The sequence below is a fragment of the Streptomyces sp. ACA25 genome (assembly GCF_028200735.1).
In the GTDB taxonomy this organism is placed as follows: Bacteria; Actinomycetota; Actinomycetes; order Streptomycetales; family Streptomycetaceae; genus Streptomyces.
Genome location: NZ_JAQKPV010000011.1, coordinates 24,181 through 38,536, shown reverse-complemented (window position 1 = coordinate 38,536; position 14,356 = coordinate 24,181). Strand labels below are relative to the sequence as shown.

The window sequence follows — 14,356 nt, the reverse complement described above, 5'->3', positions numbered from 1 at the left end:
GCACAGATGCCGGGGCACGAGCAGAAGGCCGCAGCGGCTTCAGGACCCCGCACGGTCGCCGGGGACCGTGCCGGTGCCCGGACCGGACAGACCGGCCCCCGCGGCCAACTGCGCGACGGCACTGGCGAAAAACGCGTCCCGGGCATCGACCATCCGGTGGAACTGGCCGAAGATCTCGAAACTGATCAGGCCGAAGAGCCCTGCCCAGGCCGTGATGAGTCCGGCGGCGGTCCCGGCGGGCAGATCCGTACCCAGCAGGGCGGTGAGGCGGTCCATGTCCCCTCGCACCGCCGGGGGGAGCGCCGGCGCACCGTCCGGCTCGCGCAGCACCCCGTCGGCCCGGGCGTCACCCACGATGCCGGCCAGGACGAGACCGACGCGGGAGGCAGGACCGACGGTGGCCTGCGGGGCGGAGTAGCCGGGGACCGGCGACCCGTAGATCAGCGCGTATTCGTGCGGGTGCGCCACGGCCCACCCGCGCACGGCACGGCAGACCGCGGACCACCGCAGGACGGCCGGCGCCGTGCGGCCCGCCGAGCGCAGGGCCTCCTCCGCCGCGGCGCCCAGGGCGTCGTAGGCCTCGATGATCAGCGCGGTGAGCAGGTCGTCACGGCTGGGGAAGTAGCGGTAGAGCGCCGAGGAGACCATCCCCAGTTCCCTGGCGACCGCCCGCAGGGAGAGCTTCGCCGCCCCCTGCTCCGCAAGCTGCCGCCGCGCTTCCTCCTTGATGGCCGCGGTGACCTCGGCCCGGGCCCGCTCCCTGGCCCCTCTGAGCACTGTCATGCGGCCAGTGTGCCACCGATCGGATCAGCAGCCCAGAACGAGAGCACTGCTCTTGCTCCGGGCGGCCGCAGGTGCCACACTGCTCCACAGAGAGAGCACTGCTCACATTAGGGAGGTCGGCAGTTGAAGTCCGATCATGTGTACGCCGGAGCCACCACTCCCACCATCAACCGCATCGTCATGTGGTTCGCGCGCCGCGGAGTCAACCTGTGGGGTGCCCAGGTGCTGACGGTGCGCGGCCGCAAGAGCGGTGAGCCGCGGACCACGCCGGTCAACCCGCTGACGCTCGAAGGCCGCACCTACCTGGTCGCCCCGCGGGGACACGTGCAGTGGACGCACAACATGCGGGCGGCGGGCGGCGGCGAGCTGCGGATCGGCAGAAAGGTCCGCAGGTTCGACGCCGCCGAGGTCCCGGACGACGAGAAGCCCCCGGTTCTGCGCGCCTACCGGGAGGCCTGGAAGTCGGAGGTCGGGCGCTATTTCGAGGGCCACGGCATCACCGCGGAATCCACTGACGAGGAGTGGCGCGCAGTGGCCCGCCACTATCCCGTCTTCGCCGTCATCGACCGGCTCTGACCCGGGGTCAGGAACGCTCCCGGGCAGCCAGCAGCCGCCGGGCCGCCGGGTGGGTACGGACAATTCCGGCCAGGGTGGTGGAGCCCCGGGTGATCCGGGCGAAGACCGCCCAGGCGGGGCGGAAGCCGATCAGGGCGGCATGCAGCATCCGGGGGCGCTCAGCGAAGACCTCCCGCAGCCGCCTCCCGACACCCATCTCCGTTTCCAGGTCCCGCTTGATGCCGCTGGAGTAGTGGAGGGCCAGGCGGCGGGCGTCGACGGCATCGTGCGCCTCGGCGACACGTACCGCCCACTCCCCCGCCATCCGCCCGGACCGCAGTGCGAAGGAGATGCCCTCCCGAGTCCACGGCTCCAGCAGCCCCGCGGCGTCCCCGCACACCAGGACCCGTCCCCTGGACAGCGGTGAGTCATCGGTGCGGCAGCGGGTCAGGTGGCCCGACGTGACGGCGGGCTCGAATCCGGCCAGCCCGAGGCGAGCGACGAAGTCCCGCAGGTACCTCTTGGTCGCGGCTCCTTCGCCCCGGGCGGATATCACCCCGACGGACAGGACATCCCCCTTGGGGAAGACCCACCCGTACGACCCCGGCATCGGGCCCCAGTCGATGAGCGCCCGGCCCGACCAGTCCCGGGCCACCTCGGCCGGCACCGGGATCTCCGCCTCCAGGCCGAGATCCACCTGCTCCAGCCGGACACCGACGTGGGTCCCGGTCCGGCCGGCGCTGCCGTCGGCGCCGACCACACAGCGAGCGAGCAGGGTTTCACCGCTGGAGAGCACCACGGCGACGGTGCGCCGGTCGGGGACGGCGGGGCCGTGCTGCGCGATCCGGGACACCATGGCCCCGTCACGGAACTCCGCTCCGGCGCCGACCGCCGCCTCGACCAGCCGCCGGTCGAACTCCGGCCGGTCGACCAGCCCGAAGAGCATCTGCTTCGAGCGGCGGGTGCGCACCATTCTGCCGTTGAGGGAGAACGTCACCGCGTGCACGCGCTCCCGCAGGGGCAGTTCGAAGCCCGGCGGCAGGGCGTCCCGGGAGGGGCCGATGATGCCGCCGCCGCAGGTCTTGTGACGCGGCACACGGCTGCGCTCCAGCAGCAGCACCCGGCGCCCGGTCTCCGCCGCCGCCCGGGCGGCCGAGGCACCCCCCGGCCCCGCACCCACAACCAGCACGTCCCAGATCACGCCGTTTCCGGCGGTGCTCCCGCTGCTCACGATGTCCTGTCGCTCCCGCTGGATCTCTGATCGGCCGCCGCAGGGCATCCTACGGCTCCGGGGAGACTGCACAACGGGATATGAAATGATCTGCCGCACCCCGGTCCCACCCGTGCGCGCCGGACGCGTCCCGCGCGCGCAACACCGCGCCCACAAGGAGCGTTCCCGATGGAACTCAGCACCGAGCACACCGAACTCGCCGGCACGATCGCCTCGCTCATGCCCCGGGCCAGGGACGAACTGGCTGAACTCGTGGCCTTCCGCTCGGTGGCGGACCCGCAGCAGTTCCCCCGGAGCGAGTGCGAGGCGGCGGCCGGGTGGGTCGCGGACGCGCTGCGCGCCGAGGGCTTCACGGAGGTCGCCCTCCTGGACACCCCGGACGGCACCCAGTCCGTCTACGGCCTGCTGCCCGGGCCCCCGGATGCTCCCACCGTGCTCCTCTACGCGCACTACGACGTGCAGCCGCCGCTCGACGAGGCGGCCTGGACCTCACCGCCTTTCCGGCTGACCGAGCGTGACGGCCGCTGGTACGGCCGCGGCGCGGCGGACTGCAAGGGGAGCGTCATCATGCACCTGCTGGCCCTGCGGGCGCTGAAGGCGGCGGCCGGCGGTGTCCCGGTCACGGTGAAGGTGATCGTGGAGGGCTCCGAGGAGCAGGGCACCGGCGGGCTGGAACGCTACGCCGAGCAGCACCCCGACCTGCTGGCGGCGGACACCCTCGTCATCGGTGACACCGGCAACTTCCGGGTGGGGCAGCCGACCGTGACTGCTGTCCTGCGCGGCATGACGATGGCCCGGGTGCAGGTCGACACGCTGCGGGGCAACCTGCACTCGGGGGCCTTCGGCGGGGCCGCGCCGGATGCCTTGGCCGCCCTGATCCGGGTGCTCGACTCGCTGCGCGACGAGGACGGGTCAACCGTCGTGGACGGGCTCCCCGCGGACGGGGCCTGGGACGGCACCGCCTACCCGGAGGAGCAGTTCCGTCAGGACGCCAGGGTGCTGGACGGGGTCGGGCTGACCGGCTCGGGAAGCATCGCCGACCGGCTCTGGGCCCGTCCGGCCGTGACCGTCCTCGGGATCGACTGCCCTCCGGTGGTCGGAGCCACCCCCTCGGTGCAGGCCAGCGCCCGCGCACTGGTGAGCCTGCGGGTGCCGCCGGGGACGGACCCCGGAGAGGCGGGCCGGCTCCTGGCCGCGCACCTGGAGTCCCGGGCCCCCTGGGGAGCGCAGGTCACCGTCGAGGCAACCGGTGAGGGCCGGCCGTTCCGTGCGGACACCACGAGCCCGGCCTATACCTCCATGGCCTCGGCGATGCGGGAAGCCTACGACGGTGCCCGGATGGAGATCATCGGCCAGGGCGGGTCGATTCCCCTGACCAGCACGCTGGCCGGACTCTACCCGGAGGCCGAGATTCTGCTGATCGGGCTCAGCGAGCCGGCCGCACAGATCCATGCCGTGGACGAGAGCGTCTCACCCGAGGAGCTGGAGCGGATGTCGGTGACCGAGGCCCTGTTCCTGCAGAAGTACGCGGCAGCCCTGCGCTGACATGCCGGTGCCCCGCCGGGGGCGGCACGACGGGCGCGGGACCCCCGCGGGGAAGCCGGGCCGGGCGGTGCCGTCCCACCGAGGCGTCAGGAGGGCACTCCCGGCGAGCGGCGGCGGTGCAGCAGGTACATCCCGAGCAGCGCCGCGACACTGATCCCGGCCCCGGTCACGACCGTCGAGGGGTCACCGGTCCGCTGCCCGGCCGCGCCGGCCTGCGGAGCGCCGGGGGCCGCGGGCGCCGGCTCCTCCGGTGCCGGCCCGGAGCTCTCCGGGAGGACGGAGCCTTCCGCGATCACCAGCTGAGCGGTGCCGGTCCGCTCTCCGCAGGTGAGAACGACGTCGTACTGCGCGCCGGGCCTGGTGTCCCCGGAGATGCCCACCCGCGTGCTCTGCAGCGGGCCCGGCTCTCCCAGAGCGGTCGCGGCGAAGGCGCCGGACCGTGCGGTCGCCCCGTGGTCGGTGCAGCCGGTGACCGTCAGATCCACCGATCCGCCCGCCCGGACGGTGTGCGGTGAGACGCTGTAGCCCAGGGTGGTGCTGTCCGGCCGGCCGGGTGAGGCGTCCGGGAGCGGGGTGTCCAGGGCGAGCGACGCCGGCGCGCTCCCTCCGAGAACTGTCACGCTCAGCCCGAGCGTTGCCAGGGTCGTGCGCAGTGTGCTCATGGACAGCCCTTTCCTCCCGAGCGGTGACAGCCCCACGCTAAGCACACCGGCGGCCGGGCACGGCCCGGAACGCGGCAAACAGGTCACCCCGGACGCCGGGCGGGGGACGGTCCGGTGATCCTCGGCTGATCCCGGCTCCGGGGCGCGCCGGGAGCCGGCGGTCGTCAGCCGACCGGAACGCCCGCTTCGAGGTTGCGTGCGCGGCCCTCGGCACGGGCCCGCAGCGCCCACTGCAGCCGGCTGAAGTGCCCGGGTGAGAGCAGCTGCTCGGCGTCCTCGGCGCTGACGAAGCGCCAGTCCCGGAGTTCCGCGCAGGGGAGCAGCACCTCGCTCAGCCGCTCGCGGCCGAGACGACCGCCGTCGAAGAGCATCCGCAGCCCGCCGTGGAGCGGCGGGCGGGGCGGCTCCCAGTCCACCACCAGCAGCCCGGGCTCGCCGTCGAGGCGGAGGCCGAGCTCCTCCGCCACCTCCCGGACGGCAGCCTGCACCGGTGACTCGCCGGGTTCGACGATCCCGCCGGGAAACTCCCAGCCCGGCTTGTAGGTGGGATCGACGAGGAGCACCCGCTCGCGCTCGTCGAACAGCAGCATCCCGGCGGCCACCGTCTCCCCGGCCGGCGGTGGTGTCCGGACGATGTCGCACTTGCCCGCGCCGCTGCCGACCGCCTCGGCGATCCGCTCCGCGGTCCGCCGGGGGCTGAGCCGGGACATGTCGATCGTGTACGCGTCGGCGCCGATCCAGGACAGGGCCCTGCGGTAGTGCGGTACCTGCTCCAGACACCAGCTGCGCACGGCGGCGCTCGCCTCCGGATCACCGGGGTTCTCCTCCCGCCGCGCTATCCGCTCACGAAGGATCGTTTCTTCAACGTGCAGAAGCACGTGCCGCACGGGAAGCCCGCGGGCCGCGAGGCCCCCGAACACCTCGTCGCGGTGCTCCTGGCGCAGCACCGTCATCGGAGCCACCAGAGTGCCTCCGGTCTCCCGGTGCACCGCGGCGGCGGTCTCCACCACGAGCCAGCGCCAGGCAGCCAGGTCCTGATGCCCTGCCAGTGCCTGCAGCCGCTTGCCGGGCAGCGTCCGGCGCAGCAGGTCGCCGACGAGCTCCGGATCGAAGTACGTCGTGTCCGGCAGCAGCTCGGCAAGCTCCCGGGCGGCCGTGGTCTTACCGGCCCCGAACGCGCCGTTCAGCCAGATGATCACGCATCCCCCTCCTCGTTCGCCCTGAAGTCAGTTGCCCGCTGGAACAGGTGCCGGAAACGTGCCGGAGGCGGAACGGCAGGCCGCTGCCGCCCCCACCAGGCCGGCACCGGTGCCGAGCTCGGCGGGGACCACCTCGATGTCCCGGACGAAAGCGAGCGTGGCGAACTCCTTGAGCGCCCGGCGCAGCGGCCCGAAGAGCACCTCGCCCGACTGGCTCACGCCTCCTCCGATGACCACGGCCTCGATCTCCACGAGGGTCGCGGTGGCCGCGATTCCGGCTGCCAGAGCACGGGCGGCCCGGTCGAAGGCCGCCACGGCCACCGGCTCGCCACGGAGAGCCGCCTCGGCCACTCCCGCCGCTGTGGCATCACCGCCCGGCTCGGCGGGCCGCCATCCGGCCTCCCGGGCATAGCGGGCGATACCGGTACCGCTGGCGATGCGCTCCACACAGCCCCGGCTGCCGCACGGACACGGCTCACCGTTGTAGTCCACCGAGATGTGGCCGATGTGGCCGGCGTTCCCGGTGGGGCCCGAACGGAGCGCACCGTCGAGGATCAGCCCGCCGCCCACCCCGGTGGAGACCACCATGCACAGGACGTTGTCACGGCCGCGGGCGGCACCCCGCCAGTGCTCCGCGGCGGCGATGGCGGCTCCGTCCCCGATCAGGGTGACCGGGAGCCGGCCGGTGAACGGGCGGACCTCCCTGAGGAGTGGGAACTCCCGCCAGCCGGGGATATTGACCGGGCTGACGGTGCCGGCCCGGGCATCGACGGGACCGGCGCTGCCGATCCCGACGGCGGTGACCCGGCCCCAGTGCGGTCCGGCGGCCAGCCGGCCGAGAACGTCGGCCACCGTCCGCAGAACATGGTCACTCGGCTCCCCGGCGGGGGTGGGGAGCTGGAGGCGCTCCAGAAGGGCGCCCGTACCGTCCACGAGGGCGCCCGCGATTTTGGTCCCGCCGATGTCGACGGCTGCGACGAGGTCAGAGGTCATGGGCATGAAGCCTCACCCGCCGCGGCGGGTGTTGTCCAGTCCGGCCCCGCCGGCGGACCGCGGCGGTCCGCCGGGGCCGGGAGGCCGCCGGCCGGCGGGGTTCAGCGGCCCGTGTGACGGCCGGACAGCTCTTCCAGTTCCTCGCGGACCAGCCCTGTCGCTGCGCTGACCTCAGAGCTGTCCAGCGCCCCGCAGTCCAGCCCGCGCAGCAGGAACCCGACGAGGGCCCGTGCGGTGGCCGGCTCGTCCAGCACACCGTCGCCCGTGCCGCCCCGGTAGGCCGCCAGCCGGCCGGCGGCCTGCGCGAACCCTTCACGGTAGAAGGCGTAGACGGCCGTGTACCGCGTCACCAGGTGCCCGGGGTGCATGTCCCAGCCCTGGTAATAGGCGCGGGCCAGTGAGCGGCGCACCAGCCGGTGATGGAGGCGCCAGGCATCGTGCACCCGGGCGGCGGACCCCGTCGGCAGGACATTGGTGGACCCGTCGGAGAGCCGGACGCCGGTACCGGCCGCGGCCGCCTGCATGACGGCCTTGGCGTGGTCGGCCACCGGGTGTTCCAGGGACTGATGAGCGGCACTCACTCCGCAGCAGGCGCTGTAGTCGAAGGTTCCGTAATGCAGCCCCGTGGCCCGGCCGTCGGCGGCCTCGATCATCCGGGCGACCGTGGCCCGGCCGTCCGCCCCCACGATGGCCTGGGCCGTCTCGATCTGGATCTCGAACCCGAGCCGTCCGGCCTCCAGCCCCCGGGCCCGCTCGAACGCCGCACACAGCTGCACCATCGCCGCAACCTGCTCGGGGGAGCTGACCTTGGGAAGCGTGAGAAGAAGGCCGTCCGGCAGCCCTCCGGCGTCCATCAGGGCGGTCAGGAAGATGTCCAGGGTGCGGATGCCGCGGTCCCGCACGGGCTTCTCCAGGCACTTCATCCGGATGCCCGTCCACGGCGGGCGGGTGCCCTGTGCGCGGGCTTCCGTCACCGTCCGGGCCGCCCGGACGGCGGCCGCGTCCTCCTCGTCGTCCGGCCGCCGGCCGTAACCGTCCTCGAAGTCGATCCGCAGGTCCTCCACCGGCTCCCGCGCCAGCTTGGCCCGCACCCGGGCGTACACCGGGCCCGCCAGCTCCGTGGGCAGGCCGAGGACGGCCGCGAGGGCGGCGGCGTCGGGGGCACACCGGTCGAGGAGAGCGAGGGCCTGCTCGCCCCACGCACGGGCGGTGTCCGCGTCGGCCCGGTCGGCGGGGACGTACACAGTGTGCACCGGCTGCCGGGAGGCGGCGTCCCCGGGGTACCGGCGGGCGAGCTCCGCGTCGACGGGAGCCAGCCGGGCCTCGATGTCCTCGCGCACGGACCGGGCCAGGCTGGTCGCGGGCCGGTACTGCTGCCCCATCGGCTCCGCTCCGCCCTCCCGCCCGTCCGGCGGGTGTCCCGACACGTCGTGGAGGAAGCTAACCCGCTGCCGGGGACCGGCACAACCGGCCGGGTCCCGGCGTCACCACGGCCCGCCCCGCCGGCGCCGGTGGCGCGAGCGGTGCGGGCCGTTGCTGCCGCGGTCCGGGGGCTCAGCCCTTGCGGGTCCTGACCTCTTCGGTAAGTGCCGGGACGATCTCGAAAAGGTCCCCCACGATGCCGTAGTCGACCAGGTCGAAGATCGGCGCCTCGGCATCCTTGTTGACGGCCACGATGGTCTTGGAGGTCTGCATTCCCGCCCGGTGCTGGATCGCCCCGGAGATGCCGGCCGCGATGTACAGCTGCGGCGAGACGCTCTTGCCGGTCTGGCCGACCTGGCTCGAGTGCGGGTACCAGCCCGCGTCCACCGCGGCCCGGGAGGCGCCGACCGCCGCGCCGAGCGCGTCGGCGAGGTTTTCGATGACGGCGAAGTTCTCGGCGCCGTTGACCCCGCGCCCGCCGGAGACAACGATGGCGGCCTCCGTCAGCTCGGGGCGGCCGGTGGCCTCGCGCCGGGTACGGGAGACGACCTTGGTGCCGGTGGCCAGCTCACCGAAGGACACCGTCAGCTGTTCGACGGTGCCGGCGGCGGGCGCGGACTCCGGGGCCGCGGAGTTGGGCTTGACGGTGATCACCGGGACGCCCTCGGTGACGCGCGACTTCGTGGTGAAACCGGCGGCGAACACCGACTGGCGGGTCACCGGGCCCTCATCCCCCGACTCCAGGTCGACGGCGTCGGTGATGATGCCGGAACCGAGCCGGACCGCGAGGCGCGCGGCGATCTCCTTGCCCTCGGCCGAGGAGGGGATGAGCACCGCGGCCGGGGACACCGACTCGGCGGCGGCCTGCAGGGCGTCCACCTTGGGCACGACCAGGTAGTCGGCGAACTCGGCGGCGTCGGCGGTCAGCACCCGCACCGCCCCGTGCTCGGCGAGCACCGGGGCGGCGGTGTCAGCGCCGGGGCCGAGGTGCACGGCGACCGGGTCACCGATGCGGCGGGCCAGGGTCAGCAGTTCGAGAGTGGGCTTGCGGACGGCGCCGTCCAGGTGATCGACGTAGACAAGTACTTCAGCCATGACACAACTCCTGCGCGGGATTCCCGGACTGGGGCCGGGGGAAAGGGCGAATGCTCTGCCGGGCTCCGGGGCGTGCCGCCCGGCACCGGTGAGGGATCAGATGAACTTCTGCGCGGCCAGGAACTCGGCCAGCTGCTTGCCGCCCTCGCCCTCGTCCGTCACGATCTCGCCCGCTGTGCGTGCCGGGCGCTCGACCGCCTCGTCGACCTTGGTCCAGGCCCCCTCGAGGCCGACCTGCTCCGCCTCGAGGCCGAGGTCGTCCAGGTCCAGCGACTCGACCGGCTTCTTCTTGGCCGCCATGATCCCCTTGAAGGAGGGGTAGCGGGCCTCTCCCGACTGGTCGGTCACCGACACGACGGCGGGGAGCGCGGCCTCGAGCTGCTCGGTGGCGGCATCCCCGTCACGCCGGCCGGTCACCCTGCCGTCGGCGACGGCGACCTCGGACAGCAGGGTCACCTGCGGAACGGCGAGGCGCTCGGCGAGCATCGCGGGAATCACGCCCATGGCGCCGTCGGTGGACGCCATACCGCAGATGACCAGGTCGTAGCCGGTCTTCTCGATCGCCTTGGCAAGCACCAGCGAAGTCCCGAGGGCGTCGGTGCCGTGCAAGTCGTCGTCCTCGACGTGCACGGCCTTGTCGGCCCCCATGGAGAGCGCCTTGCGCAGTGCGTCGTTGGCGTCCTCGGGGCCGACAGTCAGCACCGTGACCTCGGCGTCGTCGGCGTCCCCGGCGATCTGCAGCGCCTGTTCCACCGCGTACTCGTCGAGCTCCGACAACAGGCCGTCGACCGCTTCCCGGTCGGTGGTCAGGTCCTCGGTGAAGCGCCGGTCACCGGTGGCGTCGGGCACGTACTTCACACAGACAACGATCCTCAAGCTCACGCCGGCTCTCCTACTATCGGTTCATCCTGGCTGCTCCACCGGGCAGCATATGCGCCCAATGAGCGGAATCCGGGCGGGGCGCACAGAACCCGCCCAGCTTTGTTACTCATCAGTACATCGTAACGCCTGGCACGCCATCAAGCCGTTCGCACTGTGACCTTGCCGACGACCCGGCCGACGGGACCCCTCCACGGAGGTCAGGGAGGGTCCTCCGCACTCTCCTGCCGCAGACCGGCGTACCGCCCGCCGTGGTAGAGCAGTGGGCGACCACCGCGGGACGTGTGTCCCTCCACGACCTCGGCCAGCACCACCCGGTGACTGCCCGCGGGCACCCGGGCGATCACCCGGCACACCAGGGAGGCGGGCACACCCTCCAGCATCGGCACCCCGTGCGGTCCGGAGTACCAGCGCGTCGGGGCCGCGAAACGGTCGGCCCCGCTGCGCGAGAACCGTACCGCCAGCTCCCGGTGCTGCTCGGCGAGCAGGTGGACGCCGACCCAGCGGGCTCCGGCGAGCGCCGGCCAGCTCGACGACATGGTCCCGGCGCCGAAGGAGACCATCGGCGGCTCGGCCGACACCGAGGCGACGGAGGTTGCGGTGAACCCGGCCGGACCGTGCTCGCCGTCCACGGTGATCACGGCAACCCCTGCCGCGTGCCGCCGGAAGGCGGCACGCAGGAGGGCCGGTCCGGTGCCCACCGGACCGGTCGTCACTGACGCGCTCATCGCCCGGCTCCTGACCACACCAGGCCAGCGTGACGACGCTCGGTGACCAGCGTCAAGGCCGTCCGGCGAGATGCGAGACGGATCACTCCGCGGAACTCAGCGGACCGCCGCGCCGAGGGCGGCGATGACGTCCGCCCTGCGCGGCTGCCCGGTCGCCCGGCGGACGATCCGGCCGGCTGCGTCCAGGACGAGGACCGTGGGGGTGCGCTCGATGCCCAGGGCGCGGACGAGTCCCAGCCGGGCTTCGGCGTCGATCTCGACATGGCTCACCCCTTCAGCCATCGCGGCCACCTCCACCAGGACGCGCCGGGTGGCCCGGCAGGGCTGACAGAACGCGCTGGAGAAGTGCACCAGGGTGGCCAGCCGCCCCAGCCGTCCGACCCCGAGCGCGGAAGCGCCCAGCGCCGCCGCTCCGTCTCGTCCCGACACCTCTGCTCCCCTGCCCGGGACGGTCCGGCCGTCCCCTGGACGGTGCAGCGCGCACCGGTTGCGGTTCATTCCCGGCCGTGTCAGGTTACGGCAGCGTAGGTTAGGGTCCCGAACAGGGAACACCTCCCGTCCGGAGCCCGAAGGAAGAAGGATCATCCCCCATGGCAGAGCTCGTATACCCGCCGGTCATCGGCGCTGCCCGCACCATGTTCAAGGTGCTCGACCTGCGCTTCGACATCGACGGCAGCGAGCACGTCCCGCGGCACGGGGGCGCGGTCCTCGTCAGCAACCACATCGGCTACCTCGACTTCGTCTTCTCCGGCTTCGCCGCACTACCGGCGAAGCGGCTGGTGCGCTTCATGGCGAAGGACGCGGTGTTCCGGCACAAGATCTCCGGCCCGCTGATGCGGGGCATGAAGCACATCCCGGTGGACCGTTCCCAGGGCGAGCACGCCTTCGAGCACGCGCTGCGCTCCCTGCGGTCGGGAGAAATCGTCGGGGTCTTCCCCGAGGCGACGATCTCTCCCTCGTTCACACTGAAGAAGTTCAAGTCCGGCGCAGCCCGGATGGCGCAGGAAGCGGAGGTTCCGCTGCTTCCGGTCGCCCTGTGGGGCACCCAGCGGGTGTGGACGAAGGGCCGAAAGCGGGACTTCGGCCGCAACCACTTCCCCGTCACCATCCGGATCGGCAAGCCGATGACCGCGGATCCCGGCGAGTCGGCGGCCAAGGTCACCGAGCGGCTGCGTGAACGGGTGCAGGAACTGCTCGAAACCGCTCAGCGGGACTACCCGGGCGAGCCCCGGGACCCGGCGGACACCTGGTGGCTTCCGGCGCATCTCGGCGGCACGGCCCCCGAGCCCCCCGGAGGAACGAACTAGGCGGGCCCTGGCTGACGCTGGACCGCCCCGGGCGGGCACGCCGGGGGCGGGGTCCGGTGTCAGGCGGTCATTTCCTCACGGAGGGCGGCAAGGAAGCCGTCGACGTCGTCCGGAGAGGTGTCGAAGGCACACATCCAGCGCACGTCGCCGGTGCTCTCGTTCCAGAAGTAGAAGCGGTAGCGCTTCTGCAGCCGCTCACCCACCTCGCGCGGCAGCCGGGCGAACACGGCGTTGGCCTGCACCGGGTGCAGGATGTCCACCCCCTCCACGGAGCGGACCCCGGCAGCGAGCCGCTCCGCCATGGTGTTGGCGTGCCGCGCGCTGCGCAGCCACAGGTCACCGGCGAGCAGCGCCTCGAGCTGCACCGAGACGAAGCGCATCTTGGAGGGGAGCTGCATGGACAGCTTCCGCAGATGCTTCATGGCACGCACCGCGTCCGGATTGAGGACGACGACGGCCTCGCCGAACAGCATCCCGTTCTTGGTGCCGCCCAGGGAGAGCACATCGACCCCGGCGACATTGGTGAAGGCCCGCATCGGTACGTCCAGCGCGGCGGCGGCATTGGCGAGCCGCGCACCGTCCAGATGCACCGTCATGCCCCGCTCATGAGCGTGGTCGCACAGGGCCCGGATCTCGTCGGGCGTGTAGAGAGTCCCCAGCTCGGTGCTCTGGGTCAGGGAGACGACCTGCGGCATGGCCCGGTGCTCGTCGTCCCAGCCGTGCGCCTCGCGGTCGATGAGCTCGGGGGTGAGCTTGCCGTGCTCGGTGGGGACGGTGAGCAGCTTCAGCCCGCCCACCCGCTCGGGCGCGCCGCACTCGTCGACGTGGATGTGTGCGGAGTCGGCGGCTATCACGGCGCCCCAGCGGTCGGTGAGGGCCTGCAGCGCGACGACGTTGGCGCCTGTCCCGTTGAACACCGGGTAGGTCTGCGCGAGACCGCCGAAGTGGCTGCGCACCACCCGCTGAAGGTGCTCGGTATAGGCATCCTCCCCGTAGGCGGCCTGGTGTCCGCCGTTGGCCAGCGCCAGGGCGGCGAGGATCTCCGGGTGGGCACCCGCGTAGTTGTCACTGGCGAAGCCGCGCACCGCGGGGTCGTGGCGGCGTTTGGCGTCGGTTCTCAGGGCTGGGGTGTGAGCCACAGGCGCTGTCCGTTCACTTCCTGGGTGGGCTGGTTCCATACTCCGCAGACGGCCTCGGCCAGCTCCCGGACATCGGTGAACCCCGGGAACCTGGCCTGCGGGCGTTCGGCCCGCATCGCCTCGTGGACCAGGGCCTTGACGACCAGGATCACGGCCGCGGCCTGCGGGCCGCTCTCCCCACCGGTCTTCCGGAAGCCGTCCGCCAGGGCCAGGGTCCAGGCCTCGGCTGCTGCCTTGGCGGCGGCGTAGGCGGCGTTGCCGGCCGTGGGCCTGGCGGTACCGGCCGCGCTGACCAGTACGAAACGGCCGTTGCCGGTCCGGCGGAGCGGCCCCTCGAAGGCCAGGGAGGTGTGCTGCACCGTGCGGATCAGCAGGTCGTGCAGGAGGTTCCAGTCGGCGAGGTCGGTCTCGGCGAAGGAGGCCGAACCGCGCCAGCCTCCGACCAGGTGGACGAGGCCGTCGACCCGGCCGAACTCGGCCTCGGTCCTCCCGGCCCAGGCGCGGGTCGCCTCGGCGTCGAGGAGGTCGACAGTGTCACCGGTCACGGTGGCGCCGCCGTGAGCGAAGCGCGCCGCGTCCACGCCTTCCGCCAGTCGGGCGGCGTCCGCGTCGGCGGCCACCACGGTGGCGCCCGCCTCGGCCAGCCGCAGCAGCGTGGCATGCCCGGCAGGGCCTCCCGCGCCCGCCACGGCCACCACCGCGCCCTCGAGCCTGCTCTCGTCCCCGCCGTGGTCCTCGGTCATGCTGCTCATGCCCATCGCCTCCTCAGTGATCCATGATGCCGCGCGGCGCCCGCCGGGGCGCTGCGCAGCGAAAGA

Annotated in this window: 15 protein-coding genes; 3 read left to right on the top strand and 12 right to left on the bottom strand. The window is 72.9% G+C overall.

The annotated features are described in order from the left end of the window. Positions 1 to 39: 39 nt before the first annotated feature. Positions 40 to 783 carry a TetR/AcrR family transcriptional regulator gene (locus PJ985_RS17300; protein WP_271684701.1) on the bottom strand — a complete coding sequence of 248 codons (744 nt, stop codon included), beginning with the start codon at positions 781 to 783 and terminating at the stop codon, positions 40 to 42. Positions 784 to 963: 180 nt separating this feature from the next. On the opposite strand from PJ985_RS17300, the gene PJ985_RS17295 reads away from it, so the two are divergent. Beyond that, positions 964 to 1,359: a nitroreductase family deazaflavin-dependent oxidoreductase gene (locus PJ985_RS17295; RefSeq protein WP_271684823.1), complete on the top strand. Its 396-nt coding sequence runs from the start codon at positions 964 to 966 to the stop codon at positions 1,357 to 1,359. Positions 1,360 to 1,366: 7 nt separating this feature from the next. On the opposite strand, the gene PJ985_RS17290 is transcribed toward PJ985_RS17295, so the two are convergent. Then, on the bottom strand, positions 1,367 to 2,617 hold the full coding sequence (locus tag PJ985_RS17290; protein WP_271684700.1) for a geranylgeranyl reductase family protein: 1,251 nt from the start codon (positions 2,615 to 2,617) through the stop codon (positions 1,367 to 1,369). A 120-nt stretch (positions 2,618 to 2,737) separates the two neighbouring features. Between PJ985_RS17290 and PJ985_RS17285 the strand changes: the two genes are divergently transcribed. After that, positions 2,738 to 4,114 (top strand): dipeptidase, encoded by a 1,377-nt coding sequence (locus PJ985_RS17285; RefSeq protein ID WP_271684699.1) that lies wholly within the window; start codon positions 2,738 to 2,740, stop codon positions 4,112 to 4,114. Positions 4,115 to 4,200: 86 nt separating this feature from the next. On the opposite strand, the gene PJ985_RS17280 is transcribed toward PJ985_RS17285, so the two are convergent. The 8 genes from PJ985_RS17280 to PJ985_RS17245 form a co-directional block, all read right to left on the bottom strand. Further along, positions 4,201 to 4,776 (bottom strand): hypothetical protein, encoded by a 576-nt coding sequence (locus PJ985_RS17280; RefSeq protein WP_271684698.1) that lies wholly within the window; start codon positions 4,774 to 4,776, stop codon positions 4,201 to 4,203. Between the two features lie 164 nt (positions 4,777 to 4,940). Continuing rightward, positions 4,941 to 5,975, bottom strand: coding sequence for an NUDIX hydrolase (locus tag PJ985_RS17275; protein WP_271684697.1), 1,035 nt, complete (start codon positions 5,973 to 5,975; stop codon positions 4,941 to 4,943). Between the two features lie 27 nt (positions 5,976 to 6,002). Continuing rightward, positions 6,003 to 6,968: an ROK family protein gene (locus tag PJ985_RS17270; protein ID WP_271684822.1), complete on the bottom strand. Its 966-nt coding sequence runs from the start codon at positions 6,966 to 6,968 to the stop codon at positions 6,003 to 6,005. Between the two features lie 101 nt (positions 6,969 to 7,069). Further along, on the bottom strand, positions 7,070 to 8,350 hold the full coding sequence (locus PJ985_RS17265) for a DUF6986 family protein (RefSeq protein ID WP_271684821.1): 1,281 nt from the start codon (positions 8,348 to 8,350) through the stop codon (positions 7,070 to 7,072). A 172-nt stretch (positions 8,351 to 8,522) separates the two neighbouring features. Beyond that, on the bottom strand, positions 8,523 to 9,485 hold the full coding sequence (locus PJ985_RS17260) for an electron transfer flavoprotein subunit alpha/FixB family protein (protein WP_271684696.1): 963 nt from the start codon (positions 9,483 to 9,485) through the stop codon (positions 8,523 to 8,525). Positions 9,486 to 9,581: 96 nt separating this feature from the next. Continuing rightward, a complete protein-coding gene (locus PJ985_RS17255; RefSeq protein WP_271684695.1) occupies positions 9,582 to 10,367 on the bottom strand; it encodes an electron transfer flavoprotein subunit beta/FixA family protein in 786 nt (261 codons plus the stop codon). A 197-nt stretch (positions 10,368 to 10,564) separates the two neighbouring features. Next, positions 10,565 to 11,092, bottom strand: a complete 528-nt coding sequence (locus PJ985_RS17250) for a flavin reductase family protein (protein ID WP_271684694.1) — start codon at positions 11,090 to 11,092, stop codon at positions 10,565 to 10,567. Positions 11,093 to 11,188: 96 nt separating this feature from the next. Continuing rightward, complete coding sequence (locus PJ985_RS17245; protein WP_271684693.1) at positions 11,189 to 11,521, bottom strand: TlpA family protein disulfide reductase; 333 nt, start codon at positions 11,519 to 11,521, stop codon at positions 11,189 to 11,191. Between the two features lie 161 nt (positions 11,522 to 11,682). Between PJ985_RS17245 and PJ985_RS17240 the strand changes: the two genes are divergently transcribed. Then, entirely contained in the window at positions 11,683 to 12,399 is a 717-nt protein-coding gene (locus tag PJ985_RS17240; RefSeq protein ID WP_271684692.1) for a lysophospholipid acyltransferase family protein, read from the top strand. A gap of 59 nt (positions 12,400 to 12,458) precedes the next feature. Here PJ985_RS17240 and PJ985_RS17235 read toward each other — a convergent pair whose 3' ends face one another. Together PJ985_RS17235 and PJ985_RS17230 are read right to left on the bottom strand one after the other, a co-directional pair. Beyond that, the gene (locus PJ985_RS17235) at positions 12,459 to 13,577 is read right to left on the bottom strand and encodes a threonine aldolase family protein (protein ID WP_443033508.1); all 1,119 of its coding nucleotides are present in this window, start codon (positions 13,575 to 13,577) and stop codon (positions 12,459 to 12,461) included. Next, positions 13,517 to 14,290 (bottom strand): SDR family NAD(P)-dependent oxidoreductase, encoded by a 774-nt coding sequence (locus PJ985_RS17230; protein WP_271684690.1) that lies wholly within the window; start codon positions 14,288 to 14,290, stop codon positions 13,517 to 13,519. Before PJ985_RS17230 ends, PJ985_RS17235 begins: the two co-directional genes overlap by 61 nt. Positions 14,291 to 14,356: the final 66 nt, after the last annotated feature.